This window comes from Flavobacterium cerinum, assembly GCF_024496085.1.
GTDB lineage: Bacteria > Bacteroidota > Bacteroidia > Flavobacteriales > Flavobacteriaceae > Flavobacterium > Flavobacterium cerinum_A.
Window position 1 is genome coordinate 2763907 of the sequence record NZ_CP101751.1, and the last position, 22886, is coordinate 2786792.

The following is a 22886-nucleotide window of genomic DNA, read 5'->3' on the forward strand; positions in this document are numbered from 1 at the left end:
AAAACTATAGAAGAGCAATAAGGGAGTTGTTTGTTACTTACGAAAGAGCTTCTGTTGAGGTGATTGTAAACCAATTTTAGACATTCAAGCGGATTTGTAATATTCCCCAAAAAAACTATTCTATTCCCCGTAAAATTTAAAAGAACCCGATCAATATGGCAGATTCGTTTTCAAAAAAAGAGAACAACAAAAAGAAACAAAAAAAACAACAAGATAAAATATCGCGTAGAGAAGAACGAAAAACACATAACAATAAAGGGAAAGACCTTGATGATATGATCATTTATGTTGATGTCAATGGAAATTTCACTTCGTTACCTCCGCATCTTCAAAATAGAGAAGAAGATATCGCAAATGCAAAACGAGCTAAAAAAGCGCAGGCTGATATGCTGACAACAGATTTTACAGGTGTTGTATCTTATATGAGCGAGAAAGGATATGGGTTTATCACCGAAAATGAAAGTACTGAAAATATCTTTTTTCATTATGGACAATTAAGCGAACCAGTTAAGAAAAATGACTTGGTCAATTATAAAAAAGAACAAACACCAAAAGGATATCAGGCAACCGATATAAAAAAAGTAGTACAATAACAAATTAAATTAAAAAAGATGCAAGAAGGCACCGTAAAATTTTTTAATGAATCCAAAGGATTTGGATTTATTTTACAAGACAGTAATAATACAGATATTTTCGTCCACAGTACTGGATTATTAGATAATATTAAAGAAAATGACAAAGTTATTTTTGACGTAGAAAAAGGTAAGAAAGGACTTATGGCTGTTAACGTCAAAAGAAAATAAATGCCTGTTCTGTTTGTAAAAAGGTGTGTATAAGTTTTATACACGCCTTTTTTTATTCCGGTATTCTACTAAAAATCCAAATCTTGCTTTTTTGAAAGATCAGAATTGACATACTTTTTATCCGTTTTTATAAAGCCGGACCTTAAAACGATTTTGGCTTTTTCTTTTGTTCGGCAAGCACGGCTATTTCTTTGATTCGTTTTTGACGGGTTTCCGGTCGCTTGGCAAACACAATCCATTGTAACATCATTTTCTTTATCGTTTTACTCAGACTTAAAAAATAAGCCTTTGAACCGGGATGTTCACTGAAAGCACTTTCTAAATCTTCCGGAATGATCAAAGCTTCAACAGCATCTAAAATAATCCACGAACCATTCTGTTTGGCGATTTCAATACTTTTATAACCTGCTTCTGTCATTAATTGATCGGCAATAAGACGCTGTACTTTTTCTTTGTTGATTTTTGACCAGGTACTTTTCGGCTTTCGCTTACTGAAAAACTGATGGGAAGTTGCATCATCAATCTTGATTTTCTTGCTATCAATCCAACCGAAACAAAGCGCTTCATCAACAGCCTCACTCCAGGTAATAGTAGGCTTGCCGGATAATTTAGTATGAAAAACAAGCCATACAGATTGTTCTGAAAGATGGTTTGTAATTAACCATTTTCTCCATTCTGAAAGGCTTGCCGGATAAAATACTATTGTTTCGTTCATCGTTACTTTACAACTGTTGCTTCTAATTCGATCGTTAAAGTAGCAAAAAGTTCTTTAACACCAAGAAGAGTAGTGGCTTGTTGAATATTGTATTTTTGAATAAAGGGAATATAAACATCCATACAAGTCGTAAAAAATTCCTGAGTTGATGTCGTATAAACATTTAATCGTACAATATTCTCGCATTCATAACCGGCTTCGTTTATCAGATGTTCAAGATTCTGAATGGTTTGTAGTAATTGCGAGCGCATATCGGCAGTGCTCGGCACACCGTCATTAGCTATAGCAACTTGTCCGGAACAATAAAGTGTTCCCGTTACATTTTTTACTTCAACAGCTTGTGCTGAGTTGGTGTTTTTACCCCATTCCCAAGGATTGAAAATCTGTTTTTCCATTTTTTGACTATAATTTTAATTAATAGTACAAAGTTAAAATGAGGTTGTGACAGCCTTATGTCAGGGGTTTCAGCAATTAATAATATTTATCAAAATAATCCTGTAACGTCATTTTATGCGGCTCAAAATTCTCGGCAAGAACGTCGAATTTCAGGATTCTGTCCAAACGAAAATAACGGAACTCTTTACGTAATCGGCACCAGGCAATAAGCAACCAGTTTTCGTTGGTACTTATTAAAGCAAAAGGTTCAATCATTCTGACAGAAATTTTGTTTTGTTCGTTGCTATATTCTATTTTGATCAGATTAAATCCGGTTAGGGCTTGTTGGATCCGGGAAATACTATTACTGTTTCGTTCCCGGTTATTGTTTTGCTCAAAACGAGTACGGTCGGCAAGTAAGTTTACTTTGTCTTTTTCCGATTGCCTTAAAACGGCTTTTATCTTATCAACGGCTTCAATGTAATCTTTTATAAAGGAAGCATCTTTATTTTTTAAAACCAATTGTTCGGCAAGAATCAATGCATTAGCCTGACTTTCCGTAAACATCACCGGCGGAATTTTATAACCTTCCATTAAGGTATAACCCTTTCCTTCTTCTGTCAAGATCGGAACACCGGCATTTTCCAAGGCTCTGATGTCTCTGTAAATGGTTCTGATGCTCACATTAAACTTGTCGGCAAGACCTGAAGCCGTCAATAATCTTTTAGTCTGTAATTGTGTTAGAATTGCAGTTAACCGGGAAAGACGCTTCGTATCGTTTTCGTTCATTTTTAATGATTTTGCGGAAAAAAGAAATATTGGTGTAGAATCAACTTCGACTTACCTTTCAAATTTACAGAATGTATCCGTTTTTTTATTTATGATCAATAGTTTTTAAGGGGGAAAAAGTAAAATGTATCTGTAATTGAGTAATTCGTATCCGTATCGGTTTTTCTAATTGTTTACTTTTGTATAGTACTGATTGACACATGAAATGAAGACAAAAATATTGGATATAAAAGAATTTAGCCGGCATCTTAACTGCGGAAAATTAAAAAACGATGCGCTGCATGTTATAAACTTTGAGGAGGAAGATCATATACGATTGGCCTCAGATCCTGTCACGATTGATTTTTATCTTTTAGCTATAAAGCCGCCGATGGATACAAAACTGGCTCCGTTTCCGTTATTAGATGATCAAGCGGATTCATCGTATTTATATGTGGATTGCCCGCAAAATTCGTTGCAGTGGGAAATCACGCCGCCGTTAACCGGTTATGCAATCATGGTTAGTGCCAAATACCTGGACAAATACGCTAAAGAATATAACTTTGTACATTATAACAACCACGAAGCACTTTTTCTGACTAAAGAAGAAGAGATTATTTTATGGGATTTGTTTAGAAAAGCGGAACATGAGTTTAAGAAAGAACAGTATTCCGTAGCGGTTATTATTTCCTATGTTAATCTGATATTGACTTACGTAAAGAATTTTTACGATAGACAATTTGATACAAGAAGTACTATTTATCATAAGGTAATTGCCGAATTTGATACCAATCTGGCAACCTATTTTCAAGAAAATAAAAATATTCCGGGATTACCTTCGGTAGCTTATTTTGCGCAAAAAAGTAATTTGTCTCCGAATTATTTTGGTGACTTGATCAAGCATTTTACCGGTAAGTCACCTTTAGATCATATACAGGATTATATTGTAACGCTGGCGAAAGACAAGCTAAAGAGCACAACGCTTTCAGTAAGTGAAATCTCGTATAGCCTCGGCTTTGATTATCCCAATTATTTTGCACGCTTTTTCCGAAAAAAAACAGGACTTTCTCCAAAAGTATATAGAAACCAATAAGACATAAGAATAGAATAAAACAGCAGTCTTTCATACGATTATAAAGCAACTCTTTGGGTTGCTTTTTTTATTGGGGTAAAAGTTCTGACCAGCCATTTTGAAAAACCGTAATCTGTATCTGTAATTGAGTAATCCGTATCCGTTTCCAGGCTCTTATGTGAACTAATTTTGACCTATCAATAATGATACAACCTTTAAAAAGTAAATAAGTATGGCAACTCAAGAAAAAATCAGTATTAAAAACGGAAACGGTCAGGGCATTATTATGGCAGCTGTAATTCATTTTCCTGATGGATTTGATCAAAGTAAAAAATACCCTTCGGTAGTCGTGTCGCATCCGGGTGGTGGTGTTAAAGAACAAACATCCGGATTGTATGCTAAAAAACTGGCCGATAATGGCTTTGTGACTATCGCTTATGACGCGTCTTATCAGGGAGAAAGCACAGGAGAACTACGTCAGTTGGAAAATCCTTATATCCGTACGGAAGATATCAGTGCCGTAGTGGACTACCTTACTACGCTACCTTATATTGATCAGGATAACATCGGAGCAATGGGAATCTGTGCCGGTGCCGGTTATACGGCTAATGCAGCTATTAATGATCATCGTATTAAGGCTGTAGGAATGGTAAGTGCGGTAAATATCGGTTCGATGTTTCGTAACGGATGGGATAATAATGTAAAAGATGCAGATGCGCTTCCTTATCTGATAGCCGGAGCAAATGCAAGAACGGCAGCAGCTATAGGAGATAACCCTATGATGCCATTGGCTCCATTAAAAGAAGAAGATGCACCAAACGAAGAACTGCGGGAAGCATGGGAATATTACCATACAGATCGTTGTCAATATCCTACGGCACCGGGCTTGATGCCTTTGCGAAACCTGACACAAATAATTACGTATGATGCTTATAATAAAGCCGAAGTCTTCTTTACACAACCTTTATTGGCTATTGTGGGAAGTGTAGCGGGTAGTGCCTGGATGAGTGATGATTTGATCAATCGTGCAGTAGCAACAGATAAAACAAAATACGTGGTAGAAGGCGCTAATCATATGTCTTTGTATGACAGAGAAAATTATGTAAACGAAGCTGTGGGGCAATTAGCGTCTTTCTTCACAAAAAAATTAGCCTAAACTCAAAAAAACAGAAAAAATGAATACACAAAAAATAACATTTAGAAACATTGCCTGGGATAATGCCGGAATTATCTATTTTCCGACCGATTTTGATCAAAATAAAAAATATCCGACTATTATTACCATGCACCCGATCGGAAGCTGTAAAGAACAAACGGCAGGTACTATTTATGGTAAAGCATTAGCTGAATCCGGTTTTGTAGTTTTAGCTTTTGATGCCTCTTTTCAGGGTGAAAGCGGCGGTACACCACGATATATTGAAAACCCGTACCAACGTACAGATGATGTGCGTTATGCCATTGATTATCTGGAAACACTAACCTATGTAGATGCGGATAAAATCGGAATTTTAGGCGTATGCGGTGGCGGTGCTTATTCGTTAAATATTGCGATGACGGAACGCCGTATTAAAGCAGTGGTTTCGATTACGGGCGTCAACTTTGGTCGTTTGTTACGCGATGGTTTTGCCGGCGGAAGTCCGATGGAAGTCTTGAATCAGATTGCGGCTCAACGTAGTGCTGAGGCAAAAGGAGGCGATTTATTAACTATTAATATGCTACCGGAATCGGTTGCAGCCGGAAAAGCAGCCGGAATTGAAGATATCGATATTCTCGAAGCAACGGATTATTACAAGACTTCAAGAGGACAAACTGTAGGCGGAGCAACCAGTGCTGTTTACTCGCGTATGAGTATAGGTATAGGGTGGGATGCTTTCTATCTTGCAGAAACGCTATTAACACAACCTATTCTGGTCGTTATTGGTGATAAACCGGGTGGTTTCGGAGCTTTTAGAGACGGATACGAAATTGTTCGTCGTGCAGCTTCTGATAAAAAAGAACTTTTAGTTGTTAAAGGTTATTCACATTATGATCTATACGATCAGCCTGAACCGGTGAGACAAGCATTGGAAAGCGCTGTTCCTTTCTTTAAAGAAAATTTAGGATAATTGCTTTCAAAATAAAGAAGCAATTTTTAGTTTGATGGTATACATTACTTCCCAAAAAAGAATATTTTTGAGTTGGTTAACAATAAAACGTATTGATCAGATAGCTTAAGCGGATATCGTAAAAACGTTTTGTAGAACAAATACAATTATATGGCCTTTCCGGTTGAAGAAAAATACATTATAGCAGCAGAAGACGAGCTTGGAATTGAATTTCCGGAATGTTTCCGGTTTAAAATGATAGAAGAAAACGGAGGAGAAATTGTAACGGAGGAAGACGACTGGCAACTCTTTCCGTTTTTTGATCAATCCGATCCGAAAAGAATAAGCCGAACCTGTAATCATATTGTTCTGGAAAACGATAATGTAAAAGCATCGGAGCATTTTCCAACGGAAGGCATTGCAATTGCGTCTAACGGATGTGGCGATTTCTTACTGTTTTTACCTTCATTACAAGATAGAAAAATATTGGGAAGCGAAATATTTCTATGGACACATGAAAACGGAATAATAGAAAAGATTGCGGAAACCATTGAAGAATTGAACGATAACTAAAAAACGTTTAAGGTTAATTCAACCTTTGACCGATTTTAAATAAGGTATATAAATTTTTTAATAAAAACAGAACTGACATGCAAGAAGAATGGAATTCTAAAGGAGAACAATATGCTAAAGAAATCAATGAAATGGTTGCTTTTGGTGAAACAAACGGTTGGGAAAATTGGAAAGGGGGAGAACCGGAAGATAAAAGGCATCATTTAGCGGAAGAGGTAATTAGTAAGTTAAAGCAAGCGAATCTAGCAAATGATGTTGAACGTTTTAGAGAACAGTTCCCGCCGTCACATTCGCCTATTATTTCCTATCTGGATAAAAAGGGACAGGATATTGAACAATTGCATTTTATTGATGATCAAAAAATTGTTTTCCTAAGAGGGGCTTCCTATGAGAAAAGACAGGCTTATCTTTTAAATAATGATCAAGTATTAGAGCTGGATGAGAAGATAGATGCGATTGGAAAATCAAAACAAAATAACATTTTTGCAATTGCTATAGACAATAAAATTACAACGTTTAACGGTTGGGAAGGGGAAGTTATAAATGAATTTATCCTGAATGAAAAGCCCATATATGGAATTACTTATTTAATTCCGTTTAATGACGGGAATAAAGTTTTAATGGTAACGGAAGAAGGGATTTATTTGATTTCTAAAAATGAGGAAAAACTGATTCATCCCGTAAAGGAAGATGAAGATGATGAAGATTGGTCGCCTAGTATAAGTATGGAAAATGCAACCTTATCTAATGATAATACTTATATTGTTGTAGGAGACCAAGGGTATGATCATCGCGTTTTAGATGCTGAAGGTAACTTTTTAGGAAGTATCGGTCCGCAATCGTCCTATCCTCATTTTTGTTTGTTCTCCAAAGATGATAGTCAGCTGATAACCAATGCCTGTTATTTCTACAATGGAGTTACTATTGGTGTTGCTTCTGATAAATTGAACGGAGCTAAGATTGAACCGTATAAAAAGAGTGATGATTACACGATCATCAATAATAACATGCGGATTTATGCAGGTTTAGCAACGGATCAGTATTATATACTTGGTGACGCCAATGGTTATATCAAAGCAATTGATAAAGAAGGAAATAAAATCTGGCAACATTTTTTGGGTTCTACAATAAGCGGTATGACAATCTCTGATGATGAGAAGACTTTATGGGTAGGATCGTATAGCGGTATGTTACATAAACTGATTTTAGGAAAAGGACATAGAGACAGTCATACCATCGGAGACGGTAATCACTATGAAGAGTTCCGACTTTTAATTTGGAAAGAGGAGCCTCAAATTTGGAAATGGTAATTATTCCGGAGTTATTTAAATAAAAAGTAATAAGTATAAAAAAAACCTGGTCGTCATTTAGCAACCAGGTTTTTTTTATTATTTTGGGATTTCGTATTATCTGAGAATAGTTGTGTTTTCAGATATTTTTTCGTCATAATTTTTGATAAAAAGATCGATCTGACTTTCATCTAATGTACCTTCCGGTGTTAAAACACCGTTTTTAAGTAATAATTTGATCGCATTATAAATGTTTCCGCCACGGATTTCCGCTCGTTCTCCTTTGGTTAAAAATTTAATCTGAGTATAATCATCAGAGATCTCCATATGAGTACCACCGTCATTTTGAACCAGTGTGATGATTCTTTTATTCGTGTTTAGTTCGGATAATTCATAGGCAACGGCACCAAAAGCGCCACCTTTCTCACAGGATAAAAATTCTTTACCCTCTATCAGTATTTTACCTTTTTTTAATTTGATATTCTGACTAAATGCAAAAGAGGTAATTATGCACAATAAAAAAGCTAATAAATAACGATTCATAGTTTGTTTAGAATAAATAATGGTTTAATAAAAAGTACTGTCATTTTTGAAAGCTCGCAAAGTAAAGTAATTTTTAAAAAACAAAAAATTTAAAAATGTGATTTTGTGCAAGTTTAAACCATTTGAATCAGTGAATTCCGCTAAAATGATGACTGAATTTACCAGTCGGGTTTGTATTTTAAATAGCTTGCCGGAATTTGTACCGCTGTATAAGTATAGGTGTATTCTCCGGATTTAAGAACGATTTGATGGTTGCCTGTTTTAGAAAGTGTTTTCTTTACAAAGCATTCACCGCATTGCGGGTTTTTAAAATAGGTTTGAACAATAAATTTATTGTTTTTATACTGATACAAATAACTTTCTGCTTTTTTAGGATTAAGAGTTTCGCTATCATTTAGATTAACGTTGGTAAATTTTCCGACTCTTCCTTTCCCGTAAAATTTAAGATAGGTAGGAGAACTTTTGATCCGCTCCTGAGTGTTTTCATTCACATTCTGATCCATCGTATTTTCAATTGACACCAAAAGATATAAGCGGGTTGTATCTATAATTGTATACGCTTCGTCATTTTTATTGGGACTGATTTTATCAATGCTCATAATGTTTCGACGGGAACCGAATTCATTCAAATGAGAACAACCTAAAATTATTAAGCTTACTAACAGACTGAGTATTATCTTTTCTTTTTTCATCCGATTCCTGTTTTTTTGGGCTACAAAGAAATCCGATCCCCGAAATAAATTTTACGCTTTTATACAAAACGGGTATTAATTTATACAAATCTTTTAAGACTGCTTAGACATAGCTTAAACCAATAAAAAAGCCGGTAGTTTATTTAGCTACCGGCTTTTTTTATTCTACACATTTCAGATAATTCATAAAATAATCTTCAGGATTGTAGACCATTTCTTTAAAAGTATCCGATCGAAGTTCTTTATGCATCACATAATCGATGGTTTCAGAAGCAAACTTAACCCGAATAAGACTAATCGGATATTTTTTCAAATCTTCATATCCATCTTTAGAAAACAGGAAATAATTGTTTACAATGGAAATATTATCTCTTTCGGCCGAATTATAGGTCAGATTACTACAATTGGTATCAGAACTATTGATTAATGTAACAATTTTACCGTTGGAAAGTTGTACAAATATTCTGGAATTAGCATTAAAACAAGTAGCTTTTATAAAGTCTTTACTTTTTTTAAGTATTTGTAAATTCAGATAAGGAGTACCGTCGGAATTTACCAGGGAAAAGAATATAAAAGATGAGGTCGTTCCGAATACATTTTCATGAATCAGGTAATCCGGAGTTTTTTTGATTAAGGTCGAATCGGTTTTTTCATTGTAGTCATATTCACATTTGATTGTCTGTGAATAGGAGTATAGGCTGAATAAAAAGAATAGGCTTAGAAAAATTTTTTTCATGGTCAACATTAGATTTTGCTGCAAATTACTATAATTTTTTCATTGTTAATATCGGTGGTAAAAAAACAATAGGTTGTTCCGCCGTCTTTTATTTTCCATTTTTTGCGGAGTTCTTCCACAGATAAAGGAAAATTACGGGTGGTAACATTCAATTGCTTTCCTTCGATATGGGCTTTGATTTCACTTTTTTGATACGGGAGTATGCTTTCAATTTTAAAGCGTCTGCCGGGAAAATCAACTACAGTATCAGACGTATACAGATGGGAATGCGAATGCAGTTTACCGACTTTATAAACAGCACTAACCGCATCAAAAGCGCCTGTTTTTAAGATCGCACTGTTGGGCTCATACAAATAGTTTTTCGGAGCCGAAAAACGAACGGTCGAATCCGCATCATCTGAAGTGCTAAAATGAATTTCTCCTTCTTTGGTAAGCGCAACGGCATTGATGGTTATCGGGCCGGAATGTCCTTTCCGAATTTCCCATAACAATTCTTTTACTTCATTTTCCAACGCTACAACATGAATTTTGGCTACAAAACGCAATTCCGATAATCCGGCTTTAATATCCAGTAAAGGAGCGGTTTTGATCAGAATATTATCGGTATATTGAAAATAAAAATCAAGGGAATCGGGAACATTCGGCAAACAATCCCGAAGCATAAAAACTTTGCCTTTTGCATCGTTTCGACGGGAAGGATCGATATAAATCCAATCCCATTTTGTATCCGAATTGCGTAACGTATCGTGACTGTCACCTTGTCGGCACTCAATATTGTTGCTATTTAATACACTATAATTGTGCGCCACTAAAGCAGATAATTCCGGATTGATTTCGCAATGGGTAACCCGATCAAAATGCTGAGCAAAGTAATAATCGTCAATACCAAAACCACCAGTAAGGTCTATCAGGGATTTACCGGTTATTAAAGTAGCCTTGTAAGCGGCCGTTTGCTCGGATGAGGTTTGCTCGATCGAGATTTTCTGCGGATATAGGATATTTTCGGTTTTAAACCAGGTCGGTAATTTATCTTTAGCCTTGTTTTTTGCCTGCAACTGATTTAACAAATCCGGCCAGCTTATTTCCGGAAACGGATTCCGGGTTAAGGCCAGTTTTTTTAGATCGGTATGATAATTCTGGTTGATAAAATCCTGTATTTCAGGTTTTAGCAGTGCTGTAATCAAAACTAAATGTTTTTGGTTAAAATTTTAATAATCTGATTTTCAGGAAAAAATTCTTTTCCTACTACTTTTAAAACAGTATAGAGCGGAACGGCTACTATCATTCCGAAAACACCGAAAAGTAGCCCAAAAATAAGAATTACCAGGAAGATTTCCAGTGGATGTGACTTAATACTGTTTGAAAAGATGATGGGCTGACTGATATTGTTGTCAATCAACTGTACCACCATAAATCCGATCAGAACATAAATAGCGGTTGGAAGCATTTCCGTTCTGAAATCGGTTCCCAGATTACTTAATAAGGTTAGCGTAATGGCCAATAAAGTCCCGATTAGCGGACCGATATACGGAATGATATTTAATACGGCACATAGAAAAGCGATTACAAAAGCGTTTTCTATTCCCAAAATCAATAATACAATCAGATATAAAACAAATACAATAAACAATTGAAGTAGCAATCCGATAAAATAACGCGATAGTAATTCGTTGATTTTTTCTACAGATGATAAAATCTTGTCTTCATGCTGATCCGGTAGGATTTTTTTAGAGAGTGTAATAAAAAGATCCTGATCCTTTAGGAAAAAGAAAGTAATAAAGAAAACGGAAGCAATCCCGACGCCAAAGCTGCTAAGTGTTCCAACAAGTGAATTCAGGAAATTCGGAATAATATCAAAATTGATTTTGGAAGTCCAGTTGGAGTTTTCCATTAACTTTCCGGCATCGATATTATGATCATTCAGATAGGAATTAATCTGGAAAATAAGGTTATTAAAATCCCGTTCCATTGTTGTCGTGTTTAATAAGGACAGGTTTTGACCTTGCGATACCAATAACGGAATAAACATCATAAGTAAGCCGGCTGCAATCAAAATAAAAATAATCATTGTCGTTACAACGGCTAACGTATGTTTGAATTTTAAACGCTTTTTAAGGAAGTTCATAATCGGACTTCCGATCAGGCTAATAATCAAAGCAACCAACAAATAAATAAGCACCGATTGTACCTGATAGATAAAAAATAATAGCAATGTAATCAGGGCAAGTTTTATCACGGCACTTACAATCCCGTTGGAAATTTCTTTAGCATTCATAGCGGTTCATTATTAGGAAAACTAAGATAAAAAAAAACTCGCTATTAAAGCGAGTTTCTGTATTTTTAAATGGTGTATTACGGTTGAGCAAATGAATTTCGCGGTCCGCCGGAAGCAAAAGCAGCCAACATTCTTGATTTTTGCCCGTTTGAGAACATATACATAGCAGCATCATCTACATAATCCATATAATTCATAGTCATTTCTACCGGAGTTCCGGAACAAGTACTGTAATGCGGATAAGCCGGAACACCGTAATTTGGCGCATTATGTGTAGGCGTATCAGCTACTAAGTCATTTCCGCAAGTTGCATCTCCCCAAATATGTCTTAGGTTCATCCAGTGACCAACTTCGTGAGTAGCAGTTCTTCCTTTGTTAAACGGAGCGGTAGCCGTTCCGGTTGTTCCTAAATATTTGGAGTCAATTACAACACCGTCAGTTGCAGAAGCACCGCCCGGGAATTGTGCATATCCTAAAATACCACCACCGATAGTACATACCCAAAGGTTAAGTTTTGTAGTAGGGGTTGTAGGAGCAATTCCGCCCTGTGCCGTTTTTTTCATCGCATCGTTAGTTCCCCATGATGTTTTTGTAGTCGATTTACGATTGACAACATCCAATACAAATGAAATACCTACATTGGCTTTAACACCTGCAAATAAAGCCGGAACTGATCCGAAATCACTATTGGTAGCATTAAAATCTTTGTTTAAAACATCAATTTGTGACTGGATTTGTGCTAACGAAATGTTTTCAGCTGTAGTACGATATAATACATTTACGACTACCGGAATCTGAATTTTTCCGTTTACCAACTTGTTCTGAAGAATTGCACGTTGTGTAAAGCTTTCAATTTCATTCATTTTGATGGCTAGTTTCGGATCGTTTCGCAATTGTTCTTCTAAAACCTGATGCGAAGCACAGCCTCTTTCGGTTAACCGGGAACCGCTAGCTGTGTCGTTTGTTGTTGTCTCATCCTTGTCACACGAAACCAGGAATAACAGCATTGCTGCTGATAATAATAGTTTTTTCATAATAAAATTGTTAAATAGTTATGAGATTTGGTTAAATATCATACAATAATATAACAAAAAAATATATTATAAAAAGATTATGATAAAAAAATGATTAAAATTTAAAAAATTATATAAAAATGTGATTAATTTACAGTTTGTTGGTTAATTCGTAAAGTGCAATGCCGGTTGCCTGAGCGACGTTAATGCTACTGTTTTTTCCAAATAGCTCAATATGAACGGTTTGGTTGGCGTGATTTAAAAAGGTTGAGCCAACACCGTAAATTTCATTACCGATTACAAGTGCAATTTTACTATCAGGTGTTATTTGAAGTGCTTTCAGCGGGATGCTTTTATCTGTGATTTCCAATACAATAATTTGGTAATTATTGTCTTTTAAATAGGAAACGGCGTCTTCGGCATTCTCAATGATTTCATAAGGAACCATGGTATGCGTGCTACGGGAAGTCTTGTTGATTTTACGCGGAGAAAATACCAGTTGATCACCGGTAAGAATGATTTTTTCTACACCAAGTGCTTCACTGATTCGGAAAATGGATCCGATATTGGACTGAAAATAAATGGAATCACATACAACAGTGATAGGAAAGGTTTTTTGCTGAAAGGCGGTGTTTTCGTGGGTGAGTTGTTCCTGCATCTTAATTTTTGAAAACGTAATTGACAATATTCGCTCCCATTTTCAGTGCTTTTTGACGGACTTCCAACGGATCGTTATGTACTTCCTGATCTTCCCAACCATCTCCTAAATCGGTTTCGTAGGTATAAAGACAAACCAAACGATTGTCGATAAAAATGCCAAATGCCTGCGGACGTTTGTTGTCGTGTTCGTGAATTTTGGGTAAACCGTTCGGAAATTTAAAAGGTTGCTGATAAATAGCGTGATTATTCGGAATTTCGGTTAAACTGTTATTCGGGAAAATACGTTTCAGTTCCCTGCGAATGTATTGATCCATACCATAGTTGTCGTCAATATGAAGGAAACCGCCGGAAGTCAGGTAATTTCTAAGATTCGTCACATCATTCTCGCTGAAAACAACATTTCCGTGACCGGTCATATGAATAAAAGCATACGAGAACAAATCGGCACTGCCGGCTTCAACTACGGCTGTTTTCGGATTAATTTTAGTATTGATATTCTGGTTGCAGAATTTTGCCAGGTTGGGTAGGGAAGTAGGATTGCCATACCAGTCACCGCCGCCGCTGTATTTTAAAACGGCTATTTCCTGCGAAAAGGTCAATGATGTAAATCCGATACTTAAAAGGAAAAGTAATTTTTTCATACGATTTTTATTGTTCGTTAGCATAAACAATACTATGGCAGGCTACAATTGCAGCGGTCTCCGTGCGTAAACGGGTATTCCCTAATGAAACAGGCTGATAGTTTAATTCCAGTGCATTTTGAATTTCCTTTTCCGAAAAATCGCCTTCCGGACCTATCAGAATCGTGTAGCGTTCATTGGGTTGTATAACGTTTTTTAGTAATGTTTTTTGTGTTTCTTCACAATGTGCAATACATAAATTCCCTTGCTGTTTTTGTGCTAAAAATTGCTTAAAGGTGATCGGTTCGTTTAATTTAGGAAGATGAAATTGTAATGATTGCTTCATCGCCGATTGTATGATTTTGTCAAAACGTTCGGTTTTAATGACTTTTCGTTCAGAATGATCACAAATAATAGGCGTAATTTCATTAACTCCGATCTCGGTTGCTTTCTCTAAAAACCATTCGTAACGATCGTTCATTTTGGTTGGCGCAACGGCCATATGAATGTAAAAATCGTTCGGTTGATAAAAGATAGAATCCGTGATTTGCACCGTACACTTTTTGTCGGTTGCCAATATAATTTCAGTAGTAAATAAATAGCCTAAACCATTGGTTACTTTTAAAATATCACCTTCGTGTTTACGCAATACTTTAACAATGTGTTTGCTTTCTTCTTTATCAAAAGAAAACGTTTTTAGCTGTTCATTTATTTCGGGCGTATAGAATAATTGCATACTAAAATTCGATTCTTGCTTTCGATACTACGGAAGCATCATTAAACTGATTTTCCAAAAATTTATGATAACCTACAATACCGATCATCGCGGCATTATCGGTGGTATATTCGAATTTAGGGATAAAGGTTTTCCAACCGTATTTTTGTTCGGTTTCTTTTAATGTTGTTCGAATACCGGAATTGGCCGATACACCGCCGCCAATGGCTATTTGTTTGATTCCGGTTTCTTTTACCGCCATTTTAATTTTGTCCATCAGAATTTGAATGATCGTATATTGAATGGAGGCACAAATGTCATTGATGTTCTTTTCGATAAAATCGGGATCCTGAGCTACATTTTTCTGAATAAAATACAGAATCTGCGTTTTTAAACCGCTAAAACTAAAGTTTAAACCGTCTACTTTGGGTTTGGTAAACGGATAGGCTTTTGGATTTCCCAATTGCGCGTATTTGTCTATTAACGGTCCGCCGGGATAAGGCAAACCAAGTATTTTGGCACTTTTGTCAAAAGCTTCACCAACAGCGTCATCGGTTGTTTCTCCGATAATGGTCATATCAAAAAAACTATCAACGCAAACCACTTGTGTATGACCGCCTGATATAGTCAGCGCCAAAAAAGGGAATTCCGGTTTATCGTAGTTTTCTTCGTCGATAAAATGTGCTAAAATATGAGCATGCATATGGTTTACGGCAATCAACGGAACGTTCAGCGCCATAGCCATTGATTTGGCAAAGGAGCTTCCCACTAAAAGTGAACCCATTAAACCGGGACCTTGCGTAAAAGCAATAGCGGAAACCTGGGCTTTTTCAATATTGGCTTTCTTTAAAGCAACATCAATAACTGGGACAATATTTTGTTGGTGCGCACGCGAAGCAAGCTCCGGAACTACACCGCCATATTCTTCGTGAACAGACTGTCTTGCTACGACATTTGACAGGACTTTATTGTCTTGTAAAACGGCAGCTGCGGTGTCATCGCATGAACTCTCGATAGCAAGTATATATACGGGTGATTTTGTCATAAAAAAGGCATCATTTTTGAGTGGATTTTCCAACGACTGTATTATCTTTGAATTGTAAATTCCGGCGGTAAAAAAATAATAGTTTTATTCCTACGAATTGCTTAAATTTACGAGTCAATCCGACAAATTTAAAACAAATAGGACTATCAAAAAATTAAAAAAAATACTATTTCGCGTAATTGTAGGCTTAATCCTATTTTTGTTGCTATTAGGCATAGCATTATCATTGCCTTTTGTGCAAACTGCCATAGCGAAATATGCTACTAAAGAATTAAATGAAAAATTTGGAACCGATATGCATATCGATAAGATTGCTATTACGGTTTTCGGAGGTGTAAAAATCAAAGGAATTTATACCGCTGATAAGCATAAAGACACACTTTTCTATATCAACCGACTTCAGACGAATATTCTTGATTTTAAAAAACTGGCCAACGGAAAGCTAATTTTCGGTAAAACCAGCATTGACGGATTGAATCTGAAAATGAAAAAATACAAAGGAGAGGATAAAACCAATCTGGATGAATTTATTGCCGCTTTTGATGACGGTAAGGATGGAAGCGGAAAATTCCTGATGAAAGTCGAACAAATGAATGTGACATCCAGTCGTTTTCGCCTGATCGATGAAAATCTGGAACATCCGAAAGTACTTGATTTTACCCGACTTAACGGAAAAGTGGATTTCTTTAAAATTAAAGGACCGGTCGTAACGGCCGACATCAAGCAATTGGCATTTCAGGATCACAGAGGGTTAGTGGTGGAAAATCTGATTACCGATTTTACGTATTCGAAAGAGAATATCCGACTGGAAAAACTGAATCTTAAAACAAAAGAGTCTACGTTGATTGGTGATGTTATCATGAAATACAAACCGAAAGATTTTTCAGATTTTAATAATAAAGTGGTCTTTGATGTTAACATGGAAAAAGCGTCAGTTTCGTCTAATGAGCTGAATTTTTTCTATAATGAGTTTGGGAAAAACCAACGATTCTATCTGGCAACACATCTTACCGGTACGTTAAATAATTTTACAACACACGATCTGAGATTATTGGATACGAATGATTCTGAAATTATCGGAACGGTTAATTTCAGAAACCTGTTCAATAAAAAAGGAGAATTCTACATGAAAGGTAATTTCGATCGTATTACATCGAATTATACCAGTCTTAAAACAATCCTGCCGCGTGTATTGGGTAAGAGTCTTCCGGAAACACTACATAAATTGGGTAGAGTAGACCTGGTTGGTGATATTATGGTTACTAAGACACAAATCGACGCGGATGTTTATCTGATGTCCGGTCTGGGAGAATTGAATACAAAGCTAGCCATGACCAATATCAACAATATTGATAATGCGACCTATAAAGGTGTTGTTTCCCTAAATAATTTTGATCTGGGGTCATTGGTTAATGAAAAAGATTTGGGAAGAGCCACGCTTGATCTGGATGTAAACGGGAAAGGATTCAATAAAAAATACTTGGATACCAGTGTTAAAGGAAAAGTTCAAAGTTTAACGTATAATAAGTATACGTATCAGAATATTACGATCGACGGTAAAATGAAAATGCCTTACTTTAAAGGCTATCTGAACAGTAATGATCCGAATCTGAAAATGGATTTTAACGGATTAATCGATATGAGTTCGCGAATGAAGAATTATGACTTTCAGGCGCAGATTGATTATGCTGATTTACATTTGTTGAATTTTATGAAAAAAGATTCCCTTTCTATTTTTAAAGGAGAGTTAAAATTCAATGCCAAAGGAAATACGTTAGATGATCTGGCCGGAAAACTAAACGTGATAAATGCGTCTTATCAAAACAGTACTGACAGTTATTTCTTCCAGGATTTTCAGGTAGAATCCGTTTTTGACGAACAGAAAGTAAGAACGATTACAATCAATTCTCCGGATATTATTGAAGGAAAGGTCGTAGGGAAATATGAAATCAAACAGGTGCGTAAAATCATCGAAAATGCTTTGGGAAGTTTATATGCCAACTATTCGCCCAATAAGCTAAAACCCGGACAGTTTCTGGATTTTGATTTTGTGATTTATAATAAGATCGTTGAAATATTCCTGCCAAAAGTAATTGTAAGTGAAAATACGGTCTTAAAAGGTCGGATTGATGCGGATAAAGGCGATTTTCAGCTGGATTTCTCATCGCCGAGTGTAATTGCGTATAACAATACCTTTGAAAACATTCGTATTGATGTCGATAACAAAAACCCGTTATATAATGCCTATGTCGAACTGGATAGTATTAAGACCAAGGCCTATAAGATTTCGGATTTTAGTTTGATTAATGTAACAATGAACGATACGCTTTTTGTCCGTTCGGAGTTTAAAGGCGGACCGAAAAATCAGGATTTTTTCAACCTGAACCTTTATCATACGATCAATGAAAAGAACCAATCGGTTGTCGGGCTTAAAAAATCGGAAATCAATTTCAGGGATTATTTATGGTTCCTGAACGAAAAAGATACGAAAGACAATAAAGTGGTTTTCAATAAAAAACTAACAGACTTCTCGATCGAAAAGATTATCATGTCCCATAATGACCAGAAAGTGGAGTTAGAAGGGATTTTAAAAGATTCGACCTATAAGCAACTCCGATTGTCGTTTAATGATGTTGATCTCGAAAAAGTAACACCGGCTCTCGAAAATATGTCTTTTGCCGGTCAGTTAAACGGTGAAGTCAATCTGGAACAAAATAAGGCAATTTATTTACCGACTGCGGCGTTGACCGTTGATTCCCTGAAAGTGAATCATGTGCTGATGGGAGATCTAAATCTGGAAGTAACCGGAGAAGATTCATTCCGTAAGTTTAATGTGAATTCATCGATTATTAACGATCACGTTGAGAATTTCTTTTTAAACGGAAATATTGAAATCATCAATAAAGAAAGTATACTGGCGTTGAATGCCGGATTTACAAGGTTTAATATTAGTCCGTTAGGACCGTTATTGGGTAGTATCTTCTCCGATATGCGCGGTTTTGCATCGGGTAGGGCCTCGATTGCCGGAAGTGTCAAAAATCCGGAAGTCGACGGAAGCTTGTACCTGAATGAAGCCGGGATGAAAGTCCCGTATCTCGGCGTGGATTATAATTTTGAAGAAAATGCGCTAATTAATCTGACGGAAGATCAGTTTATTTTTAGAAATATAGAACTGACCGATACGAAAGAAAAAACTAAAGGAACGTTAAACGGTACGATTCGACATAAAAAACTGGAAGACTGGCAACTGGATTTAAAATTAAGATCGGATAATTTACTCGGTTTGGATACACAGGATCATGAGGATGCTATTTATTACGGAAGAGCTTTTATCAAGGGAGAAGCTTCAATTACCGGTCCGGTTAACAATTTGTATATCGAAATGGATGCCGAATCCAACAAAGGAACCAATATTAAAATTCCGTTGAATGATGCACAAGGTATCGGTAATAATTCATTTATCCATTTCCTGAGTAAAAAAGAGAAAGAAGCCAAGCAAAAAGGATTGGAAGAAGTCGTATTGAATAAATTTAAGGGAATTGAATTGAAATTTGAATTCCGTATCACCCGTGATGCCGACATTGAAATTATCCTCGACAAAAATACCGGTCATGGTATGAAAGGAAAAGGAGAAGGTTTTATCACGATGGAGATCAATACGATGGGTAAATTCAACATGTGGGGTGATTTCCAGACGTATAAAGGAGAATATAACTTCAAATATCTGGGATTGATTGATAAGAAATTTGAAGTAAAAGAATACGGTACCATCCGTTGGGACGGTAACCCGATGAATGCCGCGCTAAACCTACAGGCGATTTATAAAACAGAAGCCAATCCGGCTGTAATTCTGGACAATGCTTCATTTAGCCGTAAAGTGCCAACCGAAGTATATATTATGCTGAACGGTAATTTAAGTAACCCGGAACCGGATTTCAGAATTGAATTCCCGAGTGTTAGTTCGGTATTAAAATCGGAAATTGATTATAAATTAAGTGACAGAGACGTTCGTCAGACGCAGGCACTTGCTTTATTGGGAACCGGTGGTTTCCTTTCGGCAGAAAGTGCTTCAAGTTCGGTTTACGGAAGTTTATTTGAACGGGCCAGCTCTATTTTTGATGATATTTTCGCCGGTAGTGATGATAAAGTGAAAGTAGGTTTTAACTTTGTTCAGGGCGACAGAACACCATTTGCACAGACACAAGGAAAAGTAGGTTTAACCGTTTCCTCGCAAATTGACGATCGTATTACAATTAACGGTAGATTTGGTGTACCGGTGGGAGGTAATCAGGAATCGGTGATTGTAGGTGACGTTGAAATTCAATTGCGTTTGAATAAAGACGGAACCTTAAAAGCCAGAGCCTTTAACCGTGAAAATGATATCAATTATATCGGGGAAGGTATCGGTTATACGCAAGGTATCGGACTTTCATATGAAGTCGATTTTGATACGATGCGCGAATTATGGCGTAAGATATTTACAAAAGTTAAAGAAAAAGATACAACCAATCCGACGGATCATTTACCGGATTCGGATTTGGCTCCGGACTTTATCAAGTTTATCGAAGACCGTAAAAACAAAAACGCTGAAGAACCGAAAAAGGATCAGCAAAAGGTGCCGGATATCGAGTAAAAGCACCAACAACTAAACAACAACACTTCTTTATTTTTACTACGTTACGAATGTTAGGTTTTTGCTAAATATGCCTGTATTCTGTAAGGTATCTCGTGTTTATTTATTAAATTTACAATAAACGAATTTATGATGTCAGAAACAATTAAGAAGATCGGTGTGCTCACATCCGGAGGGGATTCGCCGGGTATGAATGCAGCCATTCGATCTGTAGTACGAACCTGTGCCTATCATAATATTGAATGCGCCGGAATCTACCGCGGGTTTCAGGGAATGATAGAAGGTGATTTTAAAGAAATGGGACCGCGTTCGGTAAACAATATTGTGAATAAAGGCGGAACGATACTAAAATCGGCACGTTCAAAAGAATTTATGACACCCGAAGGCCGTAAAAAAGCACATGATAATCTGAAAAAAGCCGGAATTGACGCTTTAGTGATCATCGGAGGTGACGGAAGTTTTACCGGCGGATTGGTGTTTAACAGAGAATTCAATTTCCCGATTATGGGAATTCCCGGAACTATCGACAATGATATCTACGGAACAAGTCACACACTAGGATTTGATACAGCCCTGAATACAGTGGTCGAAGCGATTGATAAAATCAGAGATACGGCCAGTTCGCATAACCGGTTATTTTTTGTAGAGGTAATGGGGCGTGATGCCGGACATATTGCTTTAAATGCCGGTATTGGTGCCGGAGCGGAAGATATTCTGATTCCGGAAGAAAACCTGGGATTGGAACGATTACTGGAATCCCTGCGCAAAAGTAAAGCCTCCGGAAAATCATCGAGTATAGTTGTGGTGGCTGAAGGCGATAGAATCGGGAAAAACGTTTTTGAATTAGGAGATTATGTTGAACAGAATTTACCGGAATATGACGTTCGTGTATCGGTTTTAGGTCATATGCAACGCGGTGGATCGCCATCTTGTTTCGACAGGGTTCTGGCCAGCCGTTTAGGGGTAAAGGCCGTAGAATCACTATTGGAAGGAAAATCCAATTTTATGGCCGGATTAATCAATGATAAGGTCGAATTAACACCATTAGAACAAGCAGTTAAGGGACATTCGGAAATCGACAGAGAATTGTTACGCGTTTCCGAAATAGTTTCGATTTAATAATTTTTAAGAAAGAATATGATGAAAGTAAAATTAGGAATTAACGGATTCGGAAGAATCGGAAGAATTGTTTTTAGAGAAACCATTAAAAGAGATAATGTAGAAGTAGTAGCGATTAACGATTTACTAGCAGTTGATCATTTAGCTTACCTGTTAAAATACGATTCGGTTCACGGACGTTTTGACGGAAAAGTGGAAGTAAAAGACGGTCAGTTATATGTAAACGATAAATTTATTCGCGTTACAGCCGAAAAAGATCCGTCGTTATTAAAATGGGATGAAGCCGGTGCGGAAGTAATTGCCGATTGTACCGGTATTTTTACGACCTTAGAAAAAGCGCAGACGCATATTACAGGCGGAGCGAAAAAAGTAGTAATTTCAGCACCTTCAGCAGATGCTCCGATGTTTATTATGGGGGTTAATCACGATAAAATGACAGCAGCTGATACGATCATTTCAAATGCATCTTGTACGACTAACTGTCTGGCGCCGTTAGCTAAAGTTTTAAACGATAATTTCGGAATTGTAGAAGGATTAATGACTACGATTCATGCTACTACAGCAACGCAATTAACGGTTGACGGACCTTCTAAAAAAGATTTCCGTGGCGGACGTTCGGCTTTGGTTAATATTATTCCGGCTTCGACCGGTGCGGCTAAAGCGGTAACAAAAGTGATCCCGGAATTAAAAGGGAAATTAACAGGAATGGCGATGCGCGTACCGGTTGCAGATGTTTCGGTTGTGGATTTGACGGTAAAACTTCAGAAAGAAACGTCCTATGCTGAAATTATGGAGGTATTAAAAAAGTCATCTGAAAATGAAATGAAAGGTATCATCGGGTTTACCGAAGATGATGTGGTTTCTCAGGATTTTGTATCCGATACAAGAACGAGTATCGTCGATTCTAAAGCCGGAATTGAATTAAATTCGACTTTCTATAAAATCGTTTCCTGGTATGATAACGAATACGGTTATTCTGCTAAATTGATTGATCTTGCCGTTTACGCCGGACAATTATAATATAGAAAATACCAATAAAAAAGCCTTCTCATTTGAGAAGGCTTTTTTATTTATACCCGACAGGTTTTAAAAACCTGTCGGGTTTGTAATGGGTGATATATCGTCAGGTTTTTAAACCGACATGATTATACCTGAC

Annotated in this window: 23 protein-coding genes; 10 read left to right on the plus strand and 13 right to left on the minus strand. The window is 36.6% G+C overall.

Going from position 1 to position 22886, the window contains the following annotated elements:
- Positions 1-155: 155 nt before the first annotated feature.
- Entirely contained in the window at positions 156-593 is a 438-nt protein-coding gene (locus tag NOX80_RS12330; protein ID WP_256550092.1) for a cold-shock protein, read from the plus strand.
- Positions 594-611: 18 nt separating this feature from the next.
- Positions 612-803, plus strand: a complete 192-nt coding sequence (locus NOX80_RS12335; protein WP_256550093.1) for a cold-shock protein — start codon at positions 612-614, stop codon at positions 801-803.
- 142 nt (positions 804-945) lie between these two features.
- Here the strand turns inward: NOX80_RS12335 and NOX80_RS12340 are convergent, their stop codons facing one another.
- The 3 genes from NOX80_RS12340 to NOX80_RS12350 all read right to left on the minus strand — a co-directional run bounded on the left by NOX80_RS12340 (position 946) and on the right by NOX80_RS12350 (position 2682).
- Positions 946-1518, minus strand: a complete 573-nt coding sequence (locus NOX80_RS12340; protein ID WP_256550094.1) for a YdeI/OmpD-associated family protein — start codon at positions 1516-1518, stop codon at positions 946-948.
- A gap of 2 nt (positions 1519-1520) precedes the next feature.
- Positions 1521-1913 carry a RidA family protein gene (locus NOX80_RS12345; RefSeq protein ID WP_256550095.1) on the minus strand — a complete coding sequence of 131 codons (393 nt, stop codon included), beginning with the start codon at positions 1911-1913 and terminating at the stop codon, positions 1521-1523.
- Between the two features lie 76 nt (positions 1914-1989).
- Positions 1990-2682, minus strand: a complete 693-nt coding sequence (locus tag NOX80_RS12350) for a helix-turn-helix transcriptional regulator (protein WP_256550096.1) — start codon at positions 2680-2682, stop codon at positions 1990-1992.
- A 205-nt stretch (positions 2683-2887) separates the two neighbouring features.
- Here NOX80_RS12350 and NOX80_RS12355 point away from each other — a divergent pair, with 205 nt between their 5' ends.
- The 5 genes from NOX80_RS12355 (at position 2888) to NOX80_RS12375 (ending at position 7700) form a co-directional block, all read left to right on the plus strand.
- Positions 2888-3754 (plus strand): helix-turn-helix domain-containing protein, encoded by an 867-nt coding sequence (locus NOX80_RS12355; RefSeq protein ID WP_256550098.1) that lies wholly within the window; start codon positions 2888-2890, stop codon positions 3752-3754.
- A 211-nt stretch (positions 3755-3965) separates the two neighbouring features.
- Positions 3966-4889: an alpha/beta hydrolase gene (locus tag NOX80_RS12360; RefSeq protein WP_256550099.1), complete on the plus strand. Its 924-nt coding sequence runs from the start codon at positions 3966-3968 to the stop codon at positions 4887-4889.
- Positions 4890-4908: 19 nt separating this feature from the next.
- Positions 4909-5838 carry an alpha/beta hydrolase gene (locus NOX80_RS12365; protein WP_256550100.1) on the plus strand — a complete coding sequence of 310 codons (930 nt, stop codon included), beginning with the start codon at positions 4909-4911 and terminating at the stop codon, positions 5836-5838.
- A gap of 150 nt (positions 5839-5988) precedes the next feature.
- The gene (locus tag NOX80_RS12370; protein ID WP_256550101.1) at positions 5989-6390 is read left to right on the plus strand and encodes an SMI1/KNR4 family protein; all 402 of its coding nucleotides are present in this window, start codon (positions 5989-5991) and stop codon (positions 6388-6390) included.
- 77 nt (positions 6391-6467) lie between these two features.
- Positions 6468-7700, plus strand: a complete 1233-nt coding sequence (locus NOX80_RS12375) for a hypothetical protein (RefSeq protein ID WP_256550103.1) — start codon at positions 6468-6470, stop codon at positions 7698-7700.
- Positions 7701-7796: 96 nt separating this feature from the next.
- Here the strand turns inward: NOX80_RS12375 and NOX80_RS12380 are convergent, their stop codons facing one another.
- The 10 genes from NOX80_RS12380 to tsaD all read right to left on the minus strand — a co-directional run bounded on the left by NOX80_RS12380 (position 7797) and on the right by tsaD (position 15978).
- Positions 7797-8222, minus strand: coding sequence for a hypothetical protein (locus tag NOX80_RS12380; RefSeq protein ID WP_256550104.1), 426 nt, complete (start codon positions 8220-8222; stop codon positions 7797-7799).
- A 158-nt stretch (positions 8223-8380) separates the two neighbouring features.
- Positions 8381-8914, minus strand: coding sequence for a hypothetical protein (locus NOX80_RS12385; RefSeq protein ID WP_256550105.1), 534 nt, complete (start codon positions 8912-8914; stop codon positions 8381-8383).
- 160 nt (positions 8915-9074) lie between these two features.
- Positions 9075-9650: a hypothetical protein gene (locus NOX80_RS12390; RefSeq protein ID WP_256550106.1), complete on the minus strand. Its 576-nt coding sequence runs from the start codon at positions 9648-9650 to the stop codon at positions 9075-9077.
- Positions 9651-9658: 8 nt separating this feature from the next.
- Entirely contained in the window at positions 9659-10834 is a 1176-nt protein-coding gene (locus NOX80_RS12395; protein ID WP_256550107.1) for a class I SAM-dependent methyltransferase, read from the minus strand.
- Between the two features lie 2 nt (positions 10835-10836).
- On the minus strand, positions 10837-11925 hold the full coding sequence (locus NOX80_RS12400) for an AI-2E family transporter (protein WP_256550108.1): 1089 nt from the start codon (positions 11923-11925) through the stop codon (positions 10837-10839).
- A 77-nt stretch (positions 11926-12002) separates the two neighbouring features.
- The gene (locus NOX80_RS12405) at positions 12003-12959 is read right to left on the minus strand and encodes a zinc metalloprotease (RefSeq protein ID WP_256550109.1); all 957 of its coding nucleotides are present in this window, start codon (positions 12957-12959) and stop codon (positions 12003-12005) included.
- A gap of 130 nt (positions 12960-13089) precedes the next feature.
- A complete protein-coding gene (locus NOX80_RS12410) occupies positions 13090-13596 on the minus strand; it encodes a TrmH family RNA methyltransferase (protein WP_256550110.1) in 507 nt (168 codons plus the stop codon).
- A gap of 1 nt (position 13597) precedes the next feature.
- Positions 13598-14239, minus strand: a complete 642-nt coding sequence (locus NOX80_RS12415) for a DUF4159 domain-containing protein (RefSeq protein WP_256550111.1) — start codon at positions 14237-14239, stop codon at positions 13598-13600.
- Between the two features lie 7 nt (positions 14240-14246).
- The gene (locus NOX80_RS12420; protein ID WP_256550112.1) at positions 14247-14954 is read right to left on the minus strand and encodes a 16S rRNA (uracil(1498)-N(3))-methyltransferase; all 708 of its coding nucleotides are present in this window, start codon (positions 14952-14954) and stop codon (positions 14247-14249) included.
- A gap of 1 nt (position 14955) precedes the next feature.
- On the minus strand, positions 14956-15978 hold the full coding sequence (gene tsaD, locus NOX80_RS12425) for a tRNA (adenosine(37)-N6)-threonylcarbamoyltransferase complex transferase subunit TsaD (RefSeq protein ID WP_256550113.1): 1023 nt from the start codon (positions 15976-15978) through the stop codon (positions 14956-14958).
- A gap of 202 nt (positions 15979-16180) precedes the next feature.
- Between tsaD and NOX80_RS12430 the strand changes: the two genes are divergently transcribed.
- The 3 genes from NOX80_RS12430 to gap all read left to right on the plus strand — a co-directional run bounded on the left by NOX80_RS12430 (position 16181) and on the right by gap (position 22750).
- Complete coding sequence (locus NOX80_RS12430; protein WP_371926034.1) at positions 16181-20611, plus strand: translocation/assembly module TamB domain-containing protein; 4431 nt, start codon at positions 16181-16183, stop codon at positions 20609-20611.
- A 132-nt stretch (positions 20612-20743) separates the two neighbouring features.
- Positions 20744-21730 carry a 6-phosphofructokinase gene (gene pfkA, locus NOX80_RS12435; RefSeq protein WP_256553008.1) on the plus strand — a complete coding sequence of 329 codons (987 nt, stop codon included), beginning with the start codon at positions 20744-20746 and terminating at the stop codon, positions 21728-21730.
- An 18-nt stretch (positions 21731-21748) separates the two neighbouring features.
- A complete protein-coding gene (gene gap / locus NOX80_RS12440; RefSeq protein ID WP_256550115.1) occupies positions 21749-22750 on the plus strand; it encodes a type I glyceraldehyde-3-phosphate dehydrogenase in 1002 nt (333 codons plus the stop codon).
- The last annotated feature ends 136 nt before the right edge of the window (positions 22751-22886 follow it).